At 51.6% G+C, this 23,999-nt stretch carries 24 protein-coding genes and 1 other annotated feature; of the genes, 9 read left to right on the forward strand and 15 right to left on the reverse strand.

Annotation, left to right across the window (positions count from 1 at the left end; genetic code table 11):
• The first annotated feature begins 118 nt into the window (after positions 1–118).
• Positions 119–718, forward strand: a complete 600-nt coding sequence (rpsD, locus tag KNP06_RS10315) for a 30S ribosomal protein S4 (RefSeq protein ID WP_029595169.1) — start codon at positions 119–121, stop codon at positions 716–718.
• A gap of 45 nt (positions 719–763) precedes the next feature.
• Here the strand turns inward: rpsD and KNP06_RS10320 are convergent, their stop codons facing one another.
• Together KNP06_RS10320 and tyrS are read right to left on the reverse strand one after the other, a co-directional pair.
• Entirely contained in the window at positions 764–1,387 is a 624-nt protein-coding gene (locus KNP06_RS10320; RefSeq protein WP_214711730.1) for a GTP pyrophosphokinase, read from the reverse strand.
• A gap of 107 nt (positions 1,388–1,494) precedes the next feature.
• Positions 1,495–2,742: a tyrosine--tRNA ligase gene (gene tyrS / locus KNP06_RS10325; RefSeq protein ID WP_214711732.1), complete on the reverse strand. Its 1,248-nt coding sequence runs from the start codon at positions 2,740–2,742 to the stop codon at positions 1,495–1,497.
• A gap of 47 nt (positions 2,743–2,789) precedes the next feature.
• Positions 2,790–2,987 (reverse strand) — a binding site (T-box leader).
• A 168-nt stretch (positions 2,988–3,155) separates the two neighbouring features.
• Here tyrS and KNP06_RS10330 point away from each other — a divergent pair.
• Entirely contained in the window at positions 3,156–5,678 is a 2,523-nt protein-coding gene (locus tag KNP06_RS10330) for a transglycosylase domain-containing protein (protein ID WP_214788789.1), read from the forward strand.
• Between the two features lie 44 nt (positions 5,679–5,722).
• Here KNP06_RS10330 and acsA read toward each other — a convergent pair whose 3' ends face one another.
• A complete protein-coding gene (gene acsA / locus KNP06_RS10335) occupies positions 5,723–7,429 on the reverse strand; it encodes an acetate--CoA ligase (RefSeq protein ID WP_214711736.1) in 1,707 nt (568 codons plus the stop codon).
• A 155-nt stretch (positions 7,430–7,584) separates the two neighbouring features.
• On the opposite strand from acsA, the gene KNP06_RS10340 reads away from it, so the two are divergent.
• From KNP06_RS10340 to KNP06_RS10350, 3 genes are read left to right on the forward strand one after another with little or no spacing between them, the layout of a single operon-like run.
• Positions 7,585–8,214, forward strand: a complete 630-nt coding sequence (locus tag KNP06_RS10340) for a GNAT family N-acetyltransferase (RefSeq protein ID WP_214706431.1) — start codon at positions 7,585–7,587, stop codon at positions 8,212–8,214.
• A gap of 12 nt (positions 8,215–8,226) precedes the next feature.
• The gene (locus KNP06_RS10345; protein ID WP_138859175.1) at positions 8,227–8,859 is read left to right on the forward strand and encodes an acetoin utilization AcuB family protein; all 633 of its coding nucleotides are present in this window, start codon (positions 8,227–8,229) and stop codon (positions 8,857–8,859) included.
• Complete coding sequence (locus KNP06_RS10350) at positions 8,856–10,025, forward strand: acetoin utilization protein AcuC (protein WP_214788791.1); 1,170 nt, start codon at positions 8,856–8,858, stop codon at positions 10,023–10,025. The genes KNP06_RS10345 and KNP06_RS10350 overlap by 4 nt, the downstream gene beginning before the upstream one ends.
• A 50-nt stretch (positions 10,026–10,075) precedes the next feature.
• On the opposite strand, the gene ccpA is transcribed toward KNP06_RS10350, so the two are convergent.
• The 4 genes from ccpA to KNP06_RS10370 form a co-directional block, all read right to left on the reverse strand.
• Positions 10,076–11,089 carry a catabolite control protein A gene (ccpA, locus tag KNP06_RS10355; protein WP_034778263.1) on the reverse strand — a complete coding sequence of 338 codons (1,014 nt, stop codon included), beginning with the start codon at positions 11,087–11,089 and terminating at the stop codon, positions 10,076–10,078.
• 126 nt (positions 11,090–11,215) lie between these two features.
• The gene (locus KNP06_RS10360) at positions 11,216–12,307 is read right to left on the reverse strand and encodes a bifunctional 3-deoxy-7-phosphoheptulonate synthase/chorismate mutase (protein WP_214788794.1); all 1,092 of its coding nucleotides are present in this window, start codon (positions 12,305–12,307) and stop codon (positions 11,216–11,218) included.
• 137 nt (positions 12,308–12,444) lie between these two features.
• Positions 12,445–13,155 carry a YtxH domain-containing protein gene (locus tag KNP06_RS10365; protein ID WP_214788797.1) on the reverse strand — a complete coding sequence of 237 codons (711 nt, stop codon included), beginning with the start codon at positions 13,153–13,155 and terminating at the stop codon, positions 12,445–12,447.
• A gap of 22 nt (positions 13,156–13,177) precedes the next feature.
• The gene (locus KNP06_RS10370) at positions 13,178–13,702 is read right to left on the reverse strand and encodes a DUF948 domain-containing protein (RefSeq protein ID WP_034778266.1); all 525 of its coding nucleotides are present in this window, start codon (positions 13,700–13,702) and stop codon (positions 13,178–13,180) included.
• Positions 13,703–13,874: 172 nt separating this feature from the next.
• Between KNP06_RS10370 and KNP06_RS10375 the strand changes: the two genes are divergently transcribed.
• Positions 13,875–14,987: an aminopeptidase gene (locus KNP06_RS10375; RefSeq protein ID WP_214788800.1), complete on the forward strand. Its 1,113-nt coding sequence runs from the start codon at positions 13,875–13,877 to the stop codon at positions 14,985–14,987.
• Between the two features lie 39 nt (positions 14,988–15,026).
• Here the strand turns inward: KNP06_RS10375 and KNP06_RS10380 are convergent, their stop codons facing one another.
• From KNP06_RS10380 to KNP06_RS10405, 6 genes are all read right to left on the reverse strand, one after another.
• Entirely contained in the window at positions 15,027–15,479 is a 453-nt protein-coding gene (locus tag KNP06_RS10380; RefSeq protein WP_034778268.1) for a Dps family protein, read from the reverse strand.
• 102 nt (positions 15,480–15,581) lie between these two features.
• A complete protein-coding gene (gene murC, locus KNP06_RS10385) occupies positions 15,582–16,889 on the reverse strand; it encodes a UDP-N-acetylmuramate--L-alanine ligase (protein WP_214711755.1) in 1,308 nt (435 codons plus the stop codon).
• An 88-nt stretch (positions 16,890–16,977) separates the two neighbouring features.
• A complete protein-coding gene (locus tag KNP06_RS10390) occupies positions 16,978–17,928 on the reverse strand; it encodes a hypothetical protein (protein WP_214788803.1) in 951 nt (316 codons plus the stop codon).
• A 53-nt stretch (positions 17,929–17,981) separates the two neighbouring features.
• Complete coding sequence (gene ytpR, locus KNP06_RS10395) at positions 17,982–18,602, reverse strand: YtpR family tRNA-binding protein (RefSeq protein WP_214788806.1); 621 nt, start codon at positions 18,600–18,602, stop codon at positions 17,982–17,984.
• Positions 18,603–18,650: 48 nt separating this feature from the next.
• The gene (locus KNP06_RS10400; protein WP_138859167.1) at positions 18,651–19,442 is read right to left on the reverse strand and encodes a DUF1444 family protein; all 792 of its coding nucleotides are present in this window, start codon (positions 19,440–19,442) and stop codon (positions 18,651–18,653) included.
• Positions 19,443–19,447: 5 nt separating this feature from the next.
• Positions 19,448–19,759 (reverse strand): thioredoxin family protein, encoded by a 312-nt coding sequence (locus KNP06_RS10405; RefSeq protein ID WP_034778277.1) that lies wholly within the window; start codon positions 19,757–19,759, stop codon positions 19,448–19,450.
• A gap of 114 nt (positions 19,760–19,873) precedes the next feature.
• Here KNP06_RS10405 and KNP06_RS10410 point away from each other — a divergent pair, with 114 nt between their 5' ends.
• Positions 19,874–20,206 (forward strand): hypothetical protein, encoded by a 333-nt coding sequence (locus KNP06_RS10410; RefSeq protein ID WP_138859166.1) that lies wholly within the window; start codon positions 19,874–19,876, stop codon positions 20,204–20,206.
• 50 nt (positions 20,207–20,256) lie between these two features.
• Here KNP06_RS10410 and KNP06_RS10415 read toward each other — a convergent pair whose 3' ends face one another.
• Positions 20,257–21,273: a PTS sugar transporter subunit IIC gene (locus KNP06_RS10415; RefSeq protein WP_214788808.1), complete on the reverse strand. Its 1,017-nt coding sequence runs from the start codon at positions 21,271–21,273 to the stop codon at positions 20,257–20,259.
• Positions 21,274–21,398: 125 nt separating this feature from the next.
• The gene (locus tag KNP06_RS10420; RefSeq protein ID WP_214788811.1) at positions 21,399–22,472 is read right to left on the reverse strand and encodes a M42 family metallopeptidase; all 1,074 of its coding nucleotides are present in this window, start codon (positions 22,470–22,472) and stop codon (positions 21,399–21,401) included.
• A 136-nt stretch (positions 22,473–22,608) separates the two neighbouring features.
• Here KNP06_RS10420 and KNP06_RS10425 point away from each other — a divergent pair, with 136 nt between their 5' ends.
• Positions 22,609–22,911: a PepSY domain-containing protein gene (locus tag KNP06_RS10425; protein ID WP_214706457.1), complete on the forward strand. Its 303-nt coding sequence runs from the start codon at positions 22,609–22,611 to the stop codon at positions 22,909–22,911.
• 104 nt (positions 22,912–23,015) lie between these two features.
• Positions 23,016–23,993, forward strand: coding sequence for a dihydroxyacetone kinase subunit DhaK (gene dhaK, locus KNP06_RS10430; RefSeq protein WP_214788814.1), 978 nt, complete (start codon positions 23,016–23,018; stop codon positions 23,991–23,993).
• Positions 23,994–23,999: the final 6 nt, after the last annotated feature.

Consider the following 23,999-nt stretch of genomic DNA (forward strand, 5'->3'; position numbering starts at 1 on the left):
GCATCTCGTAGCTTCGCTATCAAGTGAAGGTGCTTGAACCTATGAAAGGGGCGTCACCAGTCTTTGACACCGTTGTTCTTTTGTGCAAAATACATGAACAACAAGGAGGAGTCCAAACATGGCTCGTTACACAGGTCCAGCTTGGAAACTCTCGCGTCGCTTAGGCATCTCGCTTAGCGAAACGGGTAAAGAATTAGCAAAACGTCCTTACGCACCAGGTCAACACGGAAATGGTCGTCGTAAAATCTCTGAATACGGTCTTCAGCTTCAAGCGAAGCAAGCACTCCGTCACATGTACGGAATCAACGAGAAGCAATTCCGTCGCATCTTCAACGATGCAGGGAAAATGCAAGGTATCCACGGTGAGAACTTCATGTTCTTGCTCGAGTCACGCCTTGACAACCTCGTTTACCGTATGGGTCTCGCTCGCACACGTCGTGGAGCGCGCCAACTCGTCAACCACGGTCACATCCAAGTTGACGGTTCACGTGTAGACATCGCGTCTTACCGTGTAAAACCAGGCCAAGTCATCTCAGTCCGCGAGAAGTCTAAAAACTTCAAAGCAATCGCTGAAGCTCTCGAAGTAGCACCAGCTACAAAAGACTACGTAACATTCGACGCTGAGAAGCTCGAAGGTACATTCGTACGTCTTCCTGAGCGTGCTGAATTGAACGACCAAATCAAAGAGCAACTCATCGTTGAGTACTACTCACGTTAATGCTTTTATCCCCTTCCCTGCTTTGGCAGGAAAGGGGATTTTTTTTTACTTTAGTATTTGTTCGCGAATCCGGCCCATCTGCGTATCGAGCGCGTCCGCCATCTTGGCCGCTTCGATCAACTCGAGTTTCGACGCCTCTGGGACGACGTGCTGATATTTATAATGAAGCTTATGCTCCGTCGCCGCCCAAAAGTCCATGGCGAGCGTGCGAATTTGAATCTCGGCTGGCACCCAGATGACGCGTTCCGCCAAATACACTTTCGTTCGGACGATGAGATGCAAGCTCCGATAGCCGCTCGGTTTCGGATGTTGGATGTAATCCTTAATCTCATCAATTTCTAAATCGTCCCGTTTTTTCAAATGATCGAGGATGGCGTAGATGTCATCACGAAAACTCGTGACGATCCGCACTCCGGCGACGTCAGATATATTGTCCCACAGCGCTTCCACTTCTAGGGGAAGCCCTTTTTGATTCATCTTCCGAATGATGGACGGCAACGTCTTCATCCTCGTCTTCACGTGTTCAATCGGCGAATAGCCGAGCCGCGTCTGCCAATCGAGGTCGATGATGCCGAGGTCGCTCTCAAGCTCGGTGATCGCCATCTCATAGTAGCGGAACCGTTCCCGCCATTGGTGGAACTGTTCGCCAAAAAACTCTTCAATTTCCATAGGAAAGCCTCCTTATCGTCTATACTTGCCATCGTATCAGACCGAAACCAATTTGAGATATAAAAAAAACGTCCATGTCCGCAACATTTGGGACATGGACGAATGCATCAGACGTGACGGATCACGAAGTATTTTTTCTTGCCTCGGCGGATGACCGTGAACTCACCAAGTGTATCGGCACGTGTCACCGTCTTATCGAGCGCTTGTTCGCGCTCCCCGTTCAAGTAAATCGCCCCGTTTTGAACGTCTTCGCGGGCTTGACGTTTTGATGTCGCAATCTTCGCTTCAACGAGTAGATCGACGAGGTTACGTTCGCCGTCAAGTTCGAACTGAGGCATGCCTTTGAAAGCAGCATCCATATCTTCTGGCTTAAGTGTCTTCAAATCACCGCTGAAGAATGCCGTCGTGATACGGAGCGCTTGCTCGAGACCTGCTTCACCGTGGACGAGTTTCGTCATCTCTTCGGCGAGGCGACGTTGGGCGACACGTTTTTCCGGTGCAGACGCCACTTCGCTTTCAAGCGCCAAGATGTCGTCATGCGACAAGAATGTGAAGTATTTGATGAACTTGATGACGTCGGCGTCGTCGACGTTGATCCAGAACTGGTAGAACTCGTAAGGTGTCGTCTTATCGGCGTCGAGCCAGACCGCACCACCGGCCGTCTTACCGAATTTTTGTCCATCCGACTTCGTCACGAGCGGTACCGTCAAACCGAACGCCTTCTCCGAGTGACCAAAGCGACGAATCAGTTCGAGACCGGCCGTGATGTTGCCCCACTGGTCGCTGCCCCCAACTTGAAGACGGCAGTTCTCATTTTCGTACAACTTCAAGAAGTCGAACGATTGCAAGAGCATGTACGAGAATTCCGTGTACGAGATCCCGTTCTCCAAACGCGAGTCGACCGAGTCTTTGGCGAGCATGTAACTGATTGGGAAGTGTTTGCCGATGTCGCGCAAGAAGTCGATGATTGACAACTCTTCCGTCCACTCGTAGTTGTTGCGGATTGAGATTGGGTTGTCCCCTTCGAGCGGCAAGAAGCGGCTCAATTGGTCTTTGATTCGATCCGAGAATTGTTTGACCGTGTCGAGCGTGTTGAGCGAACGCTCGTCCGAACGTCCTGACGGGTCACCGATCATGCCGGTCGCTCCACCGACGAGCGCGATGACATGGTGCCCCGCCTCTTGGAAACGTTTGAGTGTTAAAATCGGCAGCAAGTGCCCGATGTGGAGCGAGTCCGCCGTCGGGTCGAACCCGGTGTAAAGCGTCGTCGGTTTGTTCAGCTGTTCTTTCAATCCTGCTTCGTCCGTCATTTGGTTGACGAGACCTCGAAATTCTAAATCCTTCAATAATTCCATCTGTTCCACTCCTTCAATTGACATAAAAAAACGTCCCTTCTCATATGAGAAGGGACGGAGATTCCGCGGTACCACCCTAATTGCCACAGCTGTGGCCACTTGTAGCGAGAGATAACGGTCTCGACCCGGCCGAACGGCACGCTCCAAAAGTGTAATTCATCGGCTGACATTGACTAGTTCACAGCACCCACTAGCTTTCTGGACAAGCGGTCAGTCGACTACTTCGCTTTCTTCATAGCATCTTTGTTTATGGACTATGCTTTACATTTTATAAGTTCCATTTCCAAATTGTCAACCGAGAATATGGAAACTTGCATCCGGTAGTCGATTCGGGGTAAGGTCAGGAAGGACTTGTGCTATAATCGTATATATTACTGTCAACAATAGTTTTACATCATATTAAGGAGGCTGTCATGCTGCAAAAGATTCGAGACACATGGAACCAACCAAAGTCCTTGAAAGCCCGCCGTTATGCCAATGTATTTTACGATGTATCGTGGAACGTACTGCTCTTAACGATTATATCGGTCGTTCTCATTGGATTTTTAGGCGCCGGGATCGGAGCGGGTTATTTCGCTTCCCTCGTCAAGGATATGCCGGCACCCGCATATAAGACGATGACGTCGCAAATCAACACCTACTCATCGACTTCTGACATTTATTTCGGAAGCGGTGAACGCATCGGAAACTATACGACGGATGAAGTCCGCGTTCCCGTCGCCGTCGAGAAAGTCTCTCCGTTCGTCGTCGACGCGTTACTCGCCACAGAGGACGTCGAGTTTTACGAACACGATGGTGTCGTGCCGAAAGCGACGCTCCGTGCCATCTTACAGGAAGCGACCGGATCGGAAGACCGGACCGGCGGTTCTACGCTCACACAACAGCTCATCAAAAACCAAATGCTGACGAACGAAGTGTCGTTCGAACGAAAAGCGAAAGAGATTTTACTCGCCCTTCGCCTCGAGAAAGCAATGAACAAAGATGAGATTTTGAACGCGTATTTGAACGTCGTCTCATTCGGACGAAACTCGATGGGACGCAACATCTCAGGGATTGAAGCAGCCGCTCGCGGTGTCTTCAATACATCGGCTGAGAAGTTGACGTTGCCACAAGCCGCTTTCCTCGCCGGGATCCCGAAAAACCCGTTCCTGTATACACCGTATTATCAAGGCGGTGTTATTAAAGAAGACGTGTCACCGGCCATCAACCGAATGAAAACGGTACTCAACCGGATGTACGTTGCTGGGAAAATCACAAAAGAAGACTATGACGCTGCCTATAACTACGATATCACGCAAGACTTCATGAAGACGCAATCGAAGCCGCGTGACCGTTATCCGTATGTTGTGCAAGAAGCTGAACTTCAAGCAAGACAAATTGTCACGAACTACTTGCTCGAACAGGACGGCATCGTCTTGGCAGATTTAAAAACGAAAGAACAAAATGAAATTAGAACAACTTACGCCAAACGCGCCCACAATATGCTGCGCCAGGGCGGATTCAAGATTCATATGACGCTTGATAAAAAAGTTCACGAGGCAATGCAACAACCCGCTAAAAATGCCAATAACTTTGATAAAGACCAATACATCAAAGAAGAAGATCGCACGTTGCCTGAACAGACGGCGTCTATCATGATCGAAAATAAAACCGGACGTATCCTAGGTTTCGTCGGCGGTCGCTATATTAACGGGAAGACCGACGAAGTGAACCGCGCCATGCGTATGGAACGTCAAATCGGGTCGACAGCAAAACCGATCTTGGTTTATGCCAATGCGATTGAAGCACGGATGATTACGCCCGAAACGACGATTTTAGATGAAGAATACTTCTACCGATTCACCGGTCCTGGTCAACCGAAAAAAGAAGTTGAAAACGAGAGTAGAACGCACAGCGGCCCAGTAACGGCTCGCGAAGCGCTGAAACGTTCCCTTAACGTTCCGGCTGTTAAGATCTACGAAGAACGGAACCAAAAACCGGCCGACACGCAAAAACTTGTCGACATGGGCATCGAAGTGTCGGAAGCGAACCGAAACGCTTCATCGATGGCATTAGGGGTCGGAGAAGTCAGCCCGGTCAACTTGGCCGCGTCTTATGCAATGCTCGCGAACTATGGGGAGCATGTGGAACCATACTTTATCGAACGCATTGAATATAACGGTGAAACTATCTTTGAGAAACAACCGAAAAAGACGCGCATCTATACCGATCGTACGTCTTACCTCGTCATCGACATGCTACGTGACGTCTATACGTCAGGAACAGCGACGTACGCTCGATCACTCTTGAACGTCCCTGGCGATTGGATGGGTAAATCTGGTACGACGAACGACCGACGCGACTCGTATTTGGTCGGCTCGAATCCGAACGTCACGCTTGCTGTGTGGTCTGGTTTTGACTCACAATTCGGTGAAATGCAAAACAGTTATGAAGTAGGTCAGTATTATCAACGGACGCAACGGATCTGGTCACAGACGGCCAACCGCGTATACGCCGACAATCCTGAAGTCTTCAACACTGGGGCGCGCTTCAACCAACCTTCTAGCGTTTCTGCCGCTGACTTCAAAGATTCTGGCTCATTCTCTGAGAAGAAGAAAGTCGAAGAGAGGAAGAAGGAAGAGGAAGCCAAGAAGAAAGCCGAAGAAGAGGCGAAGAAGAAAGAAGAAGCTGAAGAGAAGAAACAAGAGGCTGAAGAAAAACAAGAAGCTGACGCTGCTGCGAAAGAAAAGGCAGATGCTGAGGCTAAAGCGAAAGCTGAAGCGGAAGCGAAGAAAAAAGCTGAAGCGGAAGCGAAGAAAAAAGCTGAAGCCGATAAGAAAAAAGCTGAAGCCGACAAGAAGAAAGCTGAAGAAGAAGCTAAAAAGAAAGCCGAGGCTGAGAAAAAGGCTGAGGAAGATAAGAAGAAAGAAGACGCCGAAGCTGCAGACGGCGCCTAAACCGACAAGAAAGGTCGACACATCGCGTGTCGACCTTTTGTCGTTCAATCTTCCATTGTCGATAAGTCACCTGTCTCAAGGTTCAATTCCCAAGCTTTCAAGACGCGACGCATGATCTTCCCGCTTCGTGTTTTCGGCAGCTTGTCTTTGAATTCAATCTCACGCGGGGCCGCATGGGCCGCGAGCCCTTCTTTGACGAACTTTTGAATCTCCGTCTTCAGCTCGTCTGACGGCTCATAGCCTTTACGGAGCGCGATGAACGCCTTGATAATCTCTCCACGGACCGGATCTGGTTTCCCGATGACACCGGCCTCGGCAACTGCCGGGTGCTCGACGAGACGACTCTCGACTTCGAACGGACCGACCCGTTCGCCTGCCGTCATGATGACGTCATCGACGCGGCCTTGGAACCAGAAGTAACCATCCTCGTCCATATAGGCCGAATCGCCTGAGACGTACCAATCGCCCCAGAAATAGCTCTCATACTTGGCGTCGTTCTTCCAAATCTTCCGCATCATCGACGGCCATGGCGTCTTGAGGGCCAAGTTGCCCATCCGATGCGGCGGGAGCGGTTGACCGCGGTCGTCTAAGATGGCCGCTTCACAACCCGGGATGGCTTTCCCCATCGAACCCGGTTTGATATCCATCGTCGGATAGTTACAAATCATCATCGCACCCGTCTCTGTCATCCACCACGTATCATGAATCCGTAACCCAAACGATTCGTTCCCCCAACGAATGACTTCCGGGTTGAGCGGTTCACCGACCGAGAGGATATGGCGGAGAGACGATAGATCATATTTCTCGAACGCTTCTTCGCCGGCACCCATGAGCATCCGGAACGCCGTCGGCGCGCTGTACCAGACGGTGACCCCGAACCGTTCGATGACCGAATACCAGAACTCCGGATTGAATCGTCCCCCGACGATCACATTCGTCGCCCCGTTCAAGAACGGTGCGAAAATCCCGTAGCTCGTGCCCGTCACCCAGCCTGGGTCGGCCGTGCACCAGTAAATATCATCCGGTTGTAAGTCGAGCACCCATTTCCCGGTCATCAAGTGCTGCACCATGGCGTTATGGACATGCAGGACGCCTTTCGGCTTCCCGGTCGACCCTGACGTATAATGCAAGATCATGCCGTCCTCACGGTCAACCCATGTGATGTCGAGGTCAGTCGAAGCTTCAGCCGCCAATTTGCGATAGTCGATGATTTTTCCGGCTTCTTCTACCCCGTCGCCGACGATCAAAATCGTCTCCAAGTGTGGGAGCTGATCGACCGGGATGCGCGGCAAGAGCGCCTCGGTCGTCACGATGACTTTCGCTTCCGAGTCGAGCAGACGGTCGTGAACGGCTTGTTCCATGAACGCCTCGAACAACGGACCGACGATGGCGCCCAATTTAAGTGTGCCGAGCAAAATAAAATAAAGTTCTGGACTCCGCGGCATGAAGATGAAGACGCGGTCGCCTTTCTCCACTCCAACCGATTTCAGAACGTTTCCGGACCGATTGCTCTCTCGTTTCATATCTTCATACGTATAGCGCTCTTCTCGTTCCCCATCGAAATAGAGCAATGCCAGTTTTGTGGCCAGTTCACCTTCGGCGTGACGGTCGATCGCTTCGTACGCCATGTTGATATTCCCCGTCAAATTCCAAGAAAATAGTGCTTCTGCTTGAGTCCACTCGAACGACTGACAAGCCTCTTCATACGACGCCAATTGATGTTCCCCTGATAACGCTTTCAATTTTTCCATCGCTAAAGATTCGCCTCCCCTGTAATGAATGGTATAACCACTTTCAGTATAGTGTTAACATTGTGACAAATCAATGAATTTCCAAAATCTCCAAAAGAGCGTGAAAGAAGTAGAATGAAAGCGCTATAATAGAAGGTGGAAAAGGTGGTGACTCCATGGAAAAACAATATCATTCAAAGGTGTGGGAAACCTCACTCGGAGCCGTAATCATCGATGGACCCATCGAAAGCGATGTACTGGCGACGTATCGCCTCGATGAGGGATTGACCGCATTTCGTGAACCAGAGGACCAACATAAGGCCCTCGTTGAAATCGCTGACTTGAAAGAAGGTCGCATTATCGTGGCCCGCGTCGACGATCTCGTCATCGGCTACGTGACGTATTTATATCCAGACCCGTATGAGCGGTGGAGCGAAGGGAACGACCCTTACATTCTCGAGCTCGGCGCCATCGAAGTGAGTCCGCGCTTCCGCGGTCAACGGATCGGCAAACAGCTGCTCGAAGTGTCGATGATGGATCCACATATGGACGACTTCCTGATTTTGACGACGGAATATTATTGGCACTGGGATCTAAAAGGAAGCGGACTCTCCATTTGGGACTATCGGAAAGTGATGGAGAAGATGATGAACCACGGCGGGCTCGTCTTCTTCCCGACCGACGACCCGGAGATCGCCTCGCACCCGGCCAACTGTCTGATGGCACGGATTGGCAAGAACGTCCGGCAAGAAACGATCGACCACTTCGATTCACTCCGGCTGCGACGCCGGTTCATGTATGACTGAGGAGGGATCAGGATGCTGATTGAACAAATGATGAACCGTCATGTCGTGACGATTCAACCGACCAATACGATTGCCCATGCGGCCAAGCTCATGCGCGACCACAAAGTACGCCATCTCATCGTCACAAATCCGGCCCGTCAAGTCGTCGGAATCGTCGGCCAGTTCGAGATGAGCGGTGCGACGAGTGTGTTCCACCCCGAAAGCGAGAGCGCTGACTTTAAAAACCCTGTCTCGAGCATCATGCGCCAAGATGTAACAACGGCGCACCCGTACGATTTTTTCGAAGACGCGGCCGCCTTGTTTTATGAGTATCGTTTGACATGTCTTCCGATCGTCGAACAAGGAAAGCTCGTCGGCGTGTTGACCGAGACAGATTTATTGCGATATTTCGTCCAATTGACCGGTGCACTCGAGCCGAGTTCACAAATTGAAATCTTAGTCGAGAATACGACCGGCACGCTTGAAAAAGTGACGCGGCTCCTCGCCAAGACGAACGTGAATATCATAAACGTGTTCGTCCACCCGACGGCCGACCCATATAAACGGATCATCTCGTTCCGCGTGCAGACGATGAATCCGCTCCGCATCATCGAACGGTTGAAGCGTGAGGGCTTCGACGTGCTCGGTCCGGAGATGTCCCCATGAGACCGGCCTACATATTCGGCGAGAACGAGAACTCGTACCGCTTTCACGAAGATCATCCGTTCAATCCGATTCGCCTGGAGCTGACGACGTCTCTCCTCATCGCCTCAGGCAAGCTTCAGGCCTCCGAGTGTATCGCTCCTCCCCTCGCATCGGTCGAGTCGCTCGCGCTCGTGCACGACCTCGATTATATCGAGGCGGTCCAAGCGGCCGCCGCAGGTGAGCTGTCGACGTTGAAAGCGAACAAATTTGGGCTCGGTACTGAAGACACTCCGATTTTCCCAACCATCCATGAAGGGGCGGCCCGGCTCGTCGGGGGGACGATGCACGCCCTTGACTTGGTCGCGAGCGGAAAAGTCGAGCGTGCGTTTCACGTCGGGGGCGGTCTGCATCACGGGATGAGACGAAAAGCGTCAGGTTTTTGCGTCTATAACGATGCGGCCGTCGCCATCGCTCACGTCCGTCAGACGTACGGGTCGCGTGTCTTGTACGTCGATACCGATGCCCATCACGGTGACGGCGTCCAATGGCTGTTTTATGACGATGCGGATGTGATGACCTTATCCATCCATGAGACCGGCCGCTACTTGTTTCCTGGGACAGGATCGGTCACGGAGCGTGGTAACGGGAACGGCTATGGATACAGTTGGAACGTCCCGGTCGATGCGTTCACCCAAGATGATTCCTTCCTGCGCTGTTACGAGACCGTGTTCCGGGAAGCGTGCGAGTGGTTCAAACCCGATATCATCCTGACACAGAACGGCGCCGACGCCCATGCGTTCGACCCGCTGACACACCTCGCCTCGACGATTCGGACGTTCGAACAGATTCCACAAATCGCCTCTCGACTCGCCGATGAGTACACGGAAGGTCGCCTCGTCGCCCTTGGCGGCGGCGGGTATGACTGGTATCGGACGGTGCCGCGCGCCTGGTCCCAAGTATGGGCCGGCCTGACGCGTGAGGCACCGTATCGTGGTGACATCCCGGTCGAATGGATTGAACAATGGCAGGCCAAAGCCGATCAAACGTTGCCGACGCGGTGGGATGACCATACGTACACGTTCCAACACATTCCACGAAAGCAACAAATCGAGGAGAAGAATTGGGAAGTGTCGAAACGCGCCTTTTGGCCGTTCATCTCGAACGATCGCAAATCAATATATGTCTAAAAAAATCCCCTCGTCCGCGGAGTGACTCCGACTGGCGAGGGGATTTTTATTCAGTCTTGACGTACCGAATCGCGACGTTCGATGCGGTGCGGCAAGACGACGTTTTTCTCTTCGATTTCTTCGGCGTTCAAGATTTTCGTCAAGAGACGCATGGCAACGGCACCGATATCATACATCGGTTGGACGACCGTCGTCAATTTCGGACGAATCATCGTCGCGAGACGCGTGTTATCATGGCCGACGACTTCAAAATCGTTCGGGACCGAGAAACCGGCGTCTTGAATCGCGTGAATGACACCGAGTGCCATCTCATCCGTACCGGCGAAAATCGCTTTCGGGCAATCGTCACGTTCGAGCATCTTCTGCATCGCCTCAAGGCCTGATGCGTACGTGTAGTTCCCGAGGACGACGTCACTCTCACGGAACGGGAGTCCGGCGTCGTCAAGGGCACGGCGGTAACCAGAGAATTTCTTCTCGCCATTGATTTGTTGCTCGAGTGGTCCTGTGATGAAGCCAACTTGTTTGTGGCCGTGGCCGATCAACATTTCGGTCGCATCGTACGCTGCCTGCTCGTAATCGATGTTGACCGCCGGAAGGTCATATCCTTGGTTGAGCGTCGCCGCAAGGACGATTGGCACCGGCGACTTCTTGAACTCGTTGACGAGATCTTCATGCAGACGTCCACCCATGAAGATGATGCCGTCGACTTGTTTGCCGAGCAACGTGTTCAACAAATGGATCTCTTTGTCACGGTTCGAGTCCGAGTTTCCGAGAATGATGTTGTACTTGTACATCGTCGCCACGTCTTCAATCCCACGCGCGAGGTCTGCGAAAAAGATGTTCGAGATATCAGGGACGATGACGCCGACCGTCGTCGTCTTCTTGCTGGCGAGTCCGCGGGCGACGGCGTTCGGACGATAACCAAGACGGTCGATGGCGTCCTGAACTTTCTTACGGGTCGTCGGTTTGACGTTCGGGTTTCCGTTGACGACGCGTGAGACGGTTGCCATCGACACCCCGGCTTCTCGTGCGACATCATAGATGGTTACATTATTACTATTCATTAAAACTCCTCCTACAAGCAATGATTTTCAAACGATTTTCAAAAAACGTGTCAAAAAAGGAAGACAGGTATCTGTCATCATTTTACCCTGTCTTCACGCTATATAAAACGTTTCCAATTGGAAAGCTTACTTTTTCACCAAATCAAGTTGAGGGAACTGGGCCGTAAGCCCGTCCACGAATTGATCGAATTGGTCGAAATCGAGTTGTTGCTGGGCATCCGACAAGGCAATCGCCGGATTCGGGTGCACTTCGACCATGACGCCATCGGCTCCGACCGCAAGCGCCGCCTTGGCCGCCGGCAGTAACAAATCACGTCGTCCCGTCGAATGGGTGACATCGACCATGACCGGTAAATGCGTCTCTTGCTTCAAAATCGGTACCGCCGTAATATCGAGCGTGTTGCGTGTCGCCCGCTCATACGTCCGAATCCCGCGTTCGCACAAGATGACTTGGCTATTCCCGCTCGCCATGATGTACTCCGCCGCATAGATGAACTCCTCGATTGTCGCCGCGAGACCGCGTTTCAACAAGACCGGTTTCGAGGTCTTCCCGACTTCTTTCAACAAATCGAAGTTTTGCATGTTACGCGCGCCGACTTGGATGATGTCTACATAAGGGAGTGCCGACTCGACCGCACCTGGTGTCATGATTTCCGAGATGACCCGCAAGTCGTGGCGATCCGCTGCTTGTTTCAACAACTGCAATCCATCAAACCCAAGTCCTTGGAAATCATATGGGGAGGTTCGAGGCTTATACGCCCCGCCGCGCAAGATTTTGACACCAGACAACGCTAACTTTTCAGCGACAGCATTCACTTGTTCGAATGATTCAACCGCACACGGTCCCGCAATCAATTGCGGACGTCCGTTACCAATCGTGACATCGTCGAGCGTGACAATCGTATCTTCGGCTTGACGCTTACGCGAGACGAGCAACGTCTTATCACGGTCTTCTCCTTGAAGCTCGGCCGAGGCTTTGAACATTTCTTTGAACAAGTGCTGCAAGCGAGCCGTCTCGAAAGGACCAGGATTCGATGCCGCAATAAACTCTAACATTTCTCGTTCGCGGACTGGGTCGTACCGTTCGACGCCTTGCAGACGTTTCACTTTACCGATCTCGACAGCGAGCGTGCCGCGGCGGCTGAGCAAGTCGAGCATCTCACGATTCAACTCATCCATCTCGCGACGTAAACGATTCAATTGATCTTGTGGACTCATAATTACCCTCTCATTTCTAAGCCGTTCTTTCCAGAAACCTAATTATATCGAACTTTAACCGCTTTGTCATAGGGAAATGGGCTAGCGACACAAAATCAACAAAAAAAAGCGTCCGGATGGTCCGGACGCTCGATGCATTACTTGTTGCCGTTTTTAAGATTGTTTTTCAAGTCCTTTAATTCTTGTTTCGACTCATCGTCGAGCAAGTCTTTTACAGGGGCTTCGAAATCCGATTCATAGTCTTCTGACTGATCACGGCTGCTTGATGCTTCTTGTTTGTTCGCTGCCGATTTGTTTGTGTTTGCTTTGTTCGCGTTCGGCTTGCTTTCTGATGACTTCGGTTTATCAGATGAGGCATCCGTTTTAGCGTCTGCTTTCGATGAATCGTTTGAGTCGTTCGATTTTTTGGTTTCGCTCGACTGATCTTCTGAAGCGCGGTCGAGCTGTTCTTTCACTTCAGCTTCTGCCTCGGCTACGAGTTGATCGGCTTTCTCCATCGCTTCTTCGATTGACAACTCGTCTTCGTCGACTTGTTGCTTCAATTCGGCTGCTTCACGGGCCTTGTCTTTGACGAGGTTCAAGACAGGCGCTGCTTTATCGCTCGCCACTTTGATCCATTCACCAACGACCGGCTCTGCTTTCTCACGTACTTCTTTCGATTTGACCGTCAATCGCTCACGCGACGTCGCCGTCTTCTCGTCTAAATACGTACGCACTTCACGACCGCTCTTCGGTGATGTGAGGAGTGCCACGGCCGCGCCGATTACGCCGCCAAGAACGACACCTGCCAAAAATCCACCGCTCGGTTGTTGTTCGTTGTTATATGTTTTATTCTTGTCGTATGTCATCGTTACTTCCTCCTTATGATGGTTATGATTTGATTGTATCGTCTGTCGCAATCAACCCTGGTGAGACCGTTGTCGGTTCTTGTTCTTGTTTCCGGTCTCGACGTCCGCGACGACGTGATGGTCGTTCGTCAGAAGAGGTCTCTGTTTTATTTTTCTTAAATAATTCTACAGCGACAGATCCCCATCGTACCGCTTGGGCGATCTGTTCTTTATTTTCGTCTGCTGCCACGTGAACAGAAGAAGAAACCGTCCGTACCGACTCCGTCACTTCGTTGAGCGACGTGCCGAGCTCATCAAGCGCGTGAGCCACTGGTGCGAGCAATTCTGTTTTCTCTTCGACGTTATCTACAAGACGGTTCGTCTTATGTAAGAGCGCCGTCACTTCCATTGTGATTCCGTCTAATTGACGTTCTAAGTTTTCAGTCGTGTTGGCGACGCTGCCGAGTGTCCGATTGACGTTCGACAAGACACGTGCCAAGAAAAATACGAGTACGACAAATGCGAGTGCCGCGATGAGCCCTGCAATGCCTCCTAATGTGATTTCCATGCATCCATTCCTCCTGTTCGATAATATGGTGTTTTCATTATAGCACCATTATGACTGAAAAGATTTGTCACAACCTTTTTCGCCATCCGGTCTGATTATTCCTTTACCCGTTTTTATGTTTTCGATTACACTAAAATAGAAATAAATTTAAAAAAGTTAAAGGGGTGGACGTATGAGAGATCCAAGAATCACGCAACTCGCCGACGGATTGATCAATTATTCGGTCGAATTGAAGCCAGGGGAACGCGTTCTAATCGAAAATTTTGGTGTCGAGGAGTCGCTCGTCGAAGCGCTTGTCGAGAAGGCGTACGAAGCCGGGGGGCATCCGTTCGTCTTGTTGAAAGAGAGCCGTATTTTGCGTAAGCTCTACAGCGGAGCAAGCCGAGAGCAACTTGAGCTCATGGCCGACATCGAGCGCAAACAAATGCAAGCCATGGACGCCTATATCGGACTTCGGGCCGGTGACAACATTAACGAGTTATCAGACGTTCCGGCCGAGCAACAAAAACTCGTCGGGGCCACCATCGGTAAAATGCATACCGAGGACCGCGTCAAAGGAACGAAATGGGTCGTGCTGCGTTACCCATCCCCATCGATGGCGCAACTCGCCGGCAAATCGACCGAGGCGTTTGAGGACTTCTACTTCAACGTCTGCACGCTCGATTACGGCAAGATGGACCGGGCCATGGACGCACTCGTCACGCTCATGAACGAGACCGACCGTGTCACGATCAAAGGGCCAGGAACGGATCTCGGCTTCTCGATCAAAGATATCCCGGCCATCAAGTGTTCGGGTCAGATGAACATTCCGGACGGTGAAGTGTTCACTGCGCCGGTCAAAGACTCGATCAACGGCGTCATCACATATAACACGCCATCTCCATATCACGGCTTCACCTTCGAGAACGTGTCGTTGACGTTCCAAGACGGAAAAATTGTCAACGCGACGGCGAATGACACCGACCGAATCAATGACGTGTTCAATACGGATGAAGGCGCACGCTACGTCGGCGAATTCGCCATCGGCGTCAACCCGTACATCCAACACCCGATGAAAGATATCTTGTTCGATGAGAAAATTGACGGCAGCTTCCACTTCACACCAGGCCAGGCATATGACGACGCCTATAACGGGAACGACTCTTCAATCCACTGGGATCTCGTCAACATCCAACGTCCTGATTATGGCGGCGGCGAGATTTGGTTCGATGACGTATTGATTCGCAAGGACGGACGCTTTGTCGTCGACTCGCTCTTGCCACTCAATCCAGAAAATTTAAAATAACAAAAAACAAGCGTGCCGCAATCGGCACGCTTGTTTTCATTATAGCTTCGTCTTTTTGCCGAGCGCTGCCGACATCATCCAAATCTCTTTCTCGAGTCGCTCGATATGAGAGACGAACGTGTCTTCGATTGCTTCGTCCCCGTCTTCGAAGTTTTCCATCGCGTCTTGCATCTCTTGACGGATCTGTTTGAAGTCACTGATCACGTCCTTGATCATTTGATCGGTATCCGCATGGCGATCCCCTTCTTGCAACGTCGAATGTTCGAGATATTCTTTCATCGTCGCATACGGTTCGCCGTCATTCATCAAGAGCCGCTCCGCCACGTCATCGTACAGTTCAGCGACGAGGTTATACAGTTCCTCCAACTTTTCATGGTACGTGAAGAAGTGAGGTCCGCTAATGTACCAGTGGTAGTTATGCAGTTTGACGAATAAGAGGCCATAGTTGGCCACCTCTTTGTTCAATGTACTCAATGCGCCTTGGCTTGCCATCCTTAACATCTCCTTTTCCAAATTCAGTCGCTAATACTATTACCGTCTTGACTTGATGTTAAACACAAAAAAAGCGAACGGCATCAGCCATTCGCTCTCGATTCACGCTTCGAGTTGGACGTGATTCTCGTATTCACGTTGGTACGTTTGAATGTCTCCGGCTCCCATGAACAGGAGAACCGCGTCTTTATGTTGACTTAAGACACTGACCCCGCCCCGCTTCAAAACGTTCGCGCCTTCGATACGCGATTGCAAGTCTTCGATCGTGACAGTACCTTCTTGTTCGCGAGCCGAACCGAAGATGTCACACAAGTACACCACGTCCGCTTCGGCTAATGCCGCAGCAAAATCATCCATGAATGACTTCAGGCGTGTATACGTGTGTGGTTGGAAGATGGCTACAACTTCACGGCCGGCGTATTTTTTACGTGCCGCTTCGACTGTCGCGCTGATTTCCCGTGGATGGTGGGCATAATCATCCACTAACACTTGGTTTCCGAGCGTCGATTCGCTGAAACGACGTTTCACGCCGTTAAACGTCTCGAGGCGGTCTTTAACCAATTCTTTCGGTAAGTTCTCATAGTCACACGTCGCGATGACGGCAAGGGCATTCAAGACGCTGTGGTTGCCATATCCCGGAATGCGGAACGTCCCATAGAAGTCGTCACGCAAGTAAACGTCAAACGTTGTTCCGTTGTCCGTCGAGTTCACGTTCTCGGCACGGAAGTCGTTATGGGCACCGAAACCGTAATAGACGATTGGCACGTTTGCTTGAATGTGTTGCAGGTTCTCATCATCGCCACAAGCGATGATGCCTTTTTTCACTTGCTTCGCCATTTCTTGGAACGCATCGATGACGTCATCGAGACCCGAGAAATAATCCGAGTGATCGAAGTCGATGTTCGTCATGATAGCGTAGTCTGGACGATAGTATAAGAAGTGACGCTTGTACTCACATGCTTCGAAGACAAAATTCTTCGAGTCTTCGACCCCTTCTCCTGTGCCATCGCCAATCAAGAACGACGTCGGCTCGATGCCGCGCATGACGTGAGCCAACAGACCTGTCGTCGATGTCTTACCATGAGATCCCGTAATGGCGACACTCGTGTAGTGGTCGGCCAATTCGCCGAGAAACTCATAGTATTTGTATATCGTCAATCCGAGCTCGCGCGCTCGAACGACTTCAGGGTGATCGTCAGCGAAGGCGTTGCCCTGTACGACGATTTGCCCTTCGGTAATATTTTCAGGATCAAACGGAAGGATTTCAATTCCTTTGCGATTCAATGCTTCTTCAGTAAAAAATGCTTTGTCAACGTCCGAACCTCGGACCTCATTGTTCATGTCATTTAAAATTTGAGCTAAAGGACTCATGCCCGTTCCTTTAATTCCGACGAAGTGATAACGGTTCATCTGTAAATAGCCCCCCTAATTCATTGCGGTCTGTTGAAAAAATGCGACAAACCTTTGTCATTATAGCAAAACTCCAGGAGTCATGCTATTACAGATTATTGTTTTTTTTCGCCAAACGACGACTCTTATACATCGCCATCCGGTCTTGCGGTGTCATCATGACATTGAGCGGAGGGCCTTCCGCTTTATACGAGACGCTCATCGCAGGCGTCAACTCTTCTTCGTCAGACACTTCAATCGGTTCATCAGTCTGTAATGTTTTCGCAACATCTTCGACAACCGGGGCCCCCGTCTCAACCGGCGCATCGAGCGAAACGTCCTCTTCGGTCACGTCTTGCTTTTCTTCCCGGACGGCAATCTTCGATGATTTCAAATCGGTCGAACCCATGAACACAGAGGCGAACCCGCTCTCTACAATCGAGACTTCCCCGAGGAGCGGTTTAGTATCTTGTTCAGCTGTCTCGTCTTCAGAGAGGAGCGGGCTTTCCTCGATCGTTTCCATGGAAATAATCGTCTCTTCGCTTGGCGTATCCGCGTGCTCGGACACCATTTCCTCAAGCGTCTCCGCTGATGGCGATTCGTCCGCTGTGACATCGAGGTCAGGCTGTGACGTCGGCGCATCATCGACGATTGGCACGGATTTGTCTACTGAATCAACTACAGCTTCATCCACTGATTCCATCACGGATTCGTCTACTGACTCCACCACCGGTTCATCTACGGAATCAATTACCGGTTCGGTCTTAGGCTCAGGCTCTTCGATTGGCGGCACCGCTTCTGACACTTCCTCTACCGGGACGGCCACTCGCTTTGCTTGGCGGATCGCTGAATCGTCACGCGTCTCCGGAGAATGTTCAGTCGGCAGAATGATTTTCGGTTTCGGTCGGGCGTATCCATAAATCGGAGATGGCACATCCGACGGTACAAATTCATCCTTCGGCCCGGGCTTCGGTGCAGGCGCACCTTTCTTCCCTTCCTGGGATAGTTCGCGTCGAATTCGGTCTGCTTGTTGTTTTAATGAACGTTCATATGCATCCATACTTGATTCCTCGCTTTTTCACTCAATCCTATTTAGCAAAAAATCGGTCGAATTTAGCGACCGATTTCAAATGCTTTCCCTACTTCATATTCGTCATCCAATACGAGAATCCCTTTTTCTTGCGGTGCATCAGGTAAGTTCAATTCTCGCGCTGAACAAATCATCCCATGTGAACTTTCACCTCGTAACTTCGATGGACGAATGATTAAACCAGACGGCATGACCGCTCCCGGTTTCGCGACGACGACTTTTTGGCCGGCCGCGACGTTCGGTGCGCCGCAGACAATCTGGACATCACCTTGATCGGTCTCAACTTGACAGATCGACAATTTGTCCGCATCCGGGTGCTTCTCAGCTTCTTTGACGTAGCCAACGACAAATTTCGGGGTGAAGTCCACGCCCGAAAGCTCGGCTTCGATATTTTGTTTACGCAAGATGACGCCGAGCGTCTCAATCAACTCGGCCGTCAACTCGACCGGCCCGTGCCAGTCGCTGACGTCAAAATAATTACTGGCATTGAAGATGTTATAGCCATTGACTTTTCCCGTCGTCGATTTGACGATGGCGACATCATCTTTCCGTTCAACGACTTGGTGGTGGCGATCGCCTTCTCTTAACAAGACGATGAGGACATCGCCGATTCCTTCACGGTTATAAAAAGCATTGATTTGCATACGTAAAAACGCCCCTTCTTTCAAACTAGACACAACTAGTTTAGCAGATTATGCGTCCGTTGGTGGGTTCTTTTTTCCGACAATGAAAATTGGTTCGAGAACGCCGTCCTCATAATGGAAAGAAAGAGCCGTCACCGGAATCCGCCCATTCGTGAAAAAGTCGAACATGAGCTGTTGCATCGCATCATAACCTTGATCGTTGCGGATGTCCGCGATGATCATCACGTCCTGGTGCGGTACCCCGACGAGCATATCGCCTTCGATACGGCGCTCCATGACCCGCAAAAACTCATCATTTAAAATCCGTGACGCTTCATACCCGTCCCGAGCAGCCAGAAAATAGAACGTATTCCCGGCCACGGTATCTTCTTTTAAATCGGTCGGCAACTTCTTGACGTTGTCCCGTGCCAATTCGTCAAGACGCGTCAAAGGCATCCCGTCCAAATGCCGCTCTTCGATCAAGCGATAGCCGTTGCCCAAATCGAGTGCATAAAAGACAGCCGTCTCAGCTGTATGTGGCGTCATCGCGAGTGCTTCCCCACGCTTCGTCTCCGTCGAGAACGAGGCCGAACGGATGACAGGATAAATGTTGACTTCATTGCCAGCGAGTGTGACCGCATCGTCGGCCGAGAGCGCTGTCTCGATGTAGTCGACGACCTCTTCAATGGCGACCTCTCCCCGGACTTTCGCTTTCGCTACGAGCGGGGCGAGACGGATGTTGACGCCGAACCGGTCCGTGGACCGCTCGATGCGCAACACCTCGTTCTCACGGTCATACGAGGTCCGGTACCCTTCCGTAAACCGGCGTTCGAGATGGCGACGTAATTCATTCCGTTCCATCTAGCTCACCCTAACCCATGAAGGAAGGCTTCGACTTGCTCAGGCGTCTTCCGTTCGCGTCCGACATAGCGGTCGACTTCTTGTCCGCCATTGAAGGCGACAAAGCTCGGAATCCCAAAAATGTCGAGCTCTTGTGCGAGCTCCATCCAGTCGTCACGATCGACGTAGTAAAACGTCCAATCCTCGAACTTCGCTTCGATGTCTGGCATGAACGGATCGAGGAAACGGCAATCACCGCACCACGTCGCTGAAAACATCAAGATGCTCTTCCCTTGTTTTGCTTCTGTATACTCGTTCATCGTTGTCAATTGTTTCATGTTCACCACTCCTGTTCTTTTTTCCCCATTCATGATAGCATAAGTCCGTTGTCACATTCCGCTCTCATGTTTTATGATCATCGGGAGCGAAGACTACGTGAAAAAGGTGAAGTCATGACAAAATGGACACGTGAACAGTTGAATCCAGAAATGAAACATCCGCTCGAGCAACTCGTCGGCGTCATCGGCATGCTGGCGATTCTGCGCTACGGCTACTTGTTCATCGATACGGACAAGACGCGAGGCGAGATTTTAGTATGGCTCGTCGTCGGGTTCGCCGTGATTTACATACTCGAACGGGTCGGCAAACGTCTTGTGCGCAGGCTGCCCATCATTCGAAAACGGTTTTTACTCCCCGTCTATGTCGTCTTGCTCGTCTTATTCTTGGCGAGCTTCCGCGTCCCTCGTGAAACCGTCGAGACCGTCCGAACTCTTTTCGGTTGGTGAACGAAAGAGAGCGTCCCGCTTATTTGCCGGGACGCTCTCTTTCGTGTCGCTCAATATTCGATTTTCATATCGTTCGGCCGAATCCGATTGATCCGGACCAACACTTGATAGACCGCATAACTGAGCACTGCCGGACCGACAATCAAAAAGCCGAAGACGACGATGAACAAGTGCCAACTGAAGCCCATCGTCTCGAGCATGACAATCGGACCGACGAGTCCGCTTGTCCCCATCCCGGCACCAGCCGCGACGCTCTCGAGCTCGAACAACAGAATCGCGATCGGGGCGAGCACCGCCCCCGCTATCGTCGGCGGCAACAAGATCCAAGGATTCTTCACGATATTGCCGACTTGAAGCATCGAAGTACCAATCCCTTGGGCGATTGCACCGCCGATGCCATTGTCCCGATAACTCGTGATTGCAAAGCCAACCATCTGGGCGGCGCAGCCAACCGTCGCCGCGCCTGCCGCGATGCCACTCAAGCCGAGCATGAGCGCGATGGCCGCACTCGAGATCGGTGCCGTGAGCGCGAGTCCCATCAGTGTCGCGACGACGACGCCCATGAACAAAGGCTGTTGTTCCGTGCCCCACTCGATCCACGTCCCGAGCTGTGTCATGAACAAGCCGACATACTTACCGATATACGTTGCAGCCAAATAACCGACGCCAATGGTCGTGAACGGTGTGACCAAAATATCAAGTTTCGTCGATTTCGAGACGAGTTTGGATACCTCGACAGCGAGCAACGTCGCCACATAACTGCCGGCTGGCCCGAACTCGTAACCGAACGCCCCGACGACGAGCGCCGAGAACAAGATGAGCGGCGGTGCTTGAAGCGCATAGGCGATTGCAACCCCGATGGCCGGACCGGTCAAGCTGATGGCCACATCACCAATCTCGATGAGCGTCGACCCGAAACCGGACAGACTCGTTTCGAGCAATTGCCCACCCGCCGTCTTCATGATCAAGCCGATGATGAGCGTACTGAATAAGCCGAGTGCCATATAACTGAGTGCCGTCACAAAATAAAGCGACGGACTGAGCGTGATCCCTTTTTTCTTAAACATGGAAATCCCTCTTTCCTGTCTTGTCAGTCGTAAAGTTTCTGTCTTCACACTTTTATCAGTATAAGCGTTTCTCGGGAAATTTCAATATAAAAAACGTCACTACACGAGTGACGTTCTCCCTACCTTTAGCGTGAAGCTCGAAGCGTCTCCATCGTCGAACGATCGAGTCGTTTGACGAGCGCCTTGAGTAGCGCTTTCGCCGCATCATAGTCGTCCGTATGCAGAATCGAGGCGTGTGTATGGATGTAACGCGCTGCGACACCGATCACGGCCGTCGGGACCCCTTCCCCGCTCATATGGATGCGGCCTGCGTCCGTTCCACCTGGCGAGACGAAGTACTGCGTTTTGATGTTTTCATCAGACGCCGTGTCGAGTAAGAAGTCACGCATCTCTGGAGACATGACCATGACCCGGTCAAGGATTCGGACGAGCGCCCCTTCCCCGAGTTGGCCGAACTCCGTCTTATTGCCAGACGCATCGTTAGCCGGTGACGCATCGAGAACGAGCGCGACGTCCGGACGAATCATTTCGGCTGCCGTTTGCGCTCCACGGAGTCCGACTTCTTCTTGGACAGTCGCACCCGAGAACAAGATGTTCGGATGATCGGCTTTTGTCGTCTCTTCGAGCAACTCGACCGCCAGACCAACCCCATAACGGTTATCCCATGCTTTGGCCATAATCTTTTTCGGATGTTTGAGCGGCGTGAAGTCGCTTGTCGGCACAGCCGGAAGACCCGGACGGACACCCCATGACTCGGCTTCTTCTTTCGTATCGGCGCCAATGTCGATAAACATCTGTTTCATGTCCATCGGTTTACTCATTGCGTCCGGTCCGAGCAGGTGCGGAGGTGTCGATGCGACGACGCCCGGAATCAATCCATCGTTCGTCACGATATCAAACCGTTGCGCCATGAGCACTTGGCTCCACCATCCACCGAGCGGCTGTATGTATAGCATCCCGTTTTCTGTGATCCGGGTGACCATGAACGCGACTTCGTCCATATGTCCAGCGACCATGATGCGTGGTCCCGCCTCGTCCCCGACCCGTTTCCCAAAGATTGAGCCGATACCGTCCGTCATGACTTCATCGACATGCGGTGTGATTCGGTCACGAACAAACTGACGAACCTCTGATTCGAATCCAGGTGCGCCCGGAAGTTCTGTCAACGTCTTGAATAAGTCTCTCGTTTTTTGTTCCATTTCCATCCATCCCTTCAACCGTTCTTGTTTCATTATATACAGAACTTTTCGGCAGATGCGAATGGTTTTCGTTCCAATGGGGTACAGGTTTTGGTACGATGTACATGATAGCCATAGTTCAAGGGGAGGTAGTCATATGAAGAAAAGGTATTGGTTAATTGGGATCGGGGTTGCCATCGCGGCCGCACTTATGACGAAAAAAGTGTTAGATGAACGAAGCTTATCGGCCGAGGACGCGCTCGAGTACACGAAACGGGCATTCTCAGCCAAAGGTCACGTTCAAGGCGCATGGATCTCGGCATCACCTGAGATTTACACGTATGACGGACGTGAGTATGACGTCTTTAAAGGCGGCATCTCGGTTCTCGAGAACGACGAAGAGAAGACGTACCAATTTACAGTCGATTCAGAGACTGGCGCTTTACTTGAATATGCATGATGTGGGGTCGGCGATGACATTCGCCGACTTTTTTTGTTTAATCTGGGCGAAAGAGTGGAAAATTGAATATGGTACTTTTCAAACTCAAAAAGGAGTGATCCCACGTGAAGAAACTGATCGGTGAAGCAACCGAGCTCGTGTCACAAATGGTCGAAGGAATGGTCCATGCCCATCCTGAACTGTACGGTCGTGTGGAAGGTTTCAACGTCATCTGTCGTGCTGACGGGGCCAAGTCCGGAAAAGTCGGACTCGTCTCGGGTGGAGGCAGCGGTCATGAACCGGCCCACGCTGGTTATGTAGGTGACGGGATGCTCGATGCCGCTGTATGCGGTGAAGTGTTCACTTCCCCGACCCCGGACATGGTGCTCGAAGGCATCAAGGCGGCCGATGGAGGAAACGGGGTATTACTCGTCGTCAAAAACTATGCCGGTGACGTCATGAACTTCGAGCTCGCCGCCGAACTTGCGGACGCCGAAGGAATTAAAGTCGACCACGTCGTCGTCGCAGACGATGTCGCCATCTCGAACAAGGAAGACCGCCGCGGTGTTGCCGGTACCGTGTTTGTGCATAAAATCGCCGGTGCGGCCGCAGCGAGCGGGAAATCACTCGCCGAAGTGAAAGCGCTTGCGGAGAAGGTCGCGGCAAACGTTCGCTCGATGGGTATGGCTGTCGAACCTTGTTACATGCCGGTGAGCGGCAAGCCAGGTTTTGATTTGAATGAAGAAGAGATGGAAATCGGCATCGGGATTCACGGGGAGCGCGGCGTCGAACGGAAGTCGACGACGAACGTCGATGCCATCGTGGATGACCTGCTCGACCACTTGAAAAAAGAAGTGAGTCCTGGCGAAGTTGCCGTTATGGTCAACGGTATGGGCGGTACGCCCTTGTCTGAATTGTACGTGACGTATCACTTTGTCGCGAAAAAATTAGAAGATGCCGGCTACACGTTGAAACGGAAATACGTCGGCAACTATATGACATCCCTCGAGATGCACGGGTTCTCGATCACGCTCTTGCCGCTCGACGAAGAAATGATGGGTTATCTCGATGCACCGTCGGCGGCACTCGGTTTCAAACTCTAATCCAAT

This window comes from Exiguobacterium sp. s21, from assembly GCF_018617975.1.
Classification (GTDB): Bacteria; Bacillota; Bacilli; order Exiguobacteriales; family Exiguobacteriaceae; genus Exiguobacterium; species Exiguobacterium mexicanum_A.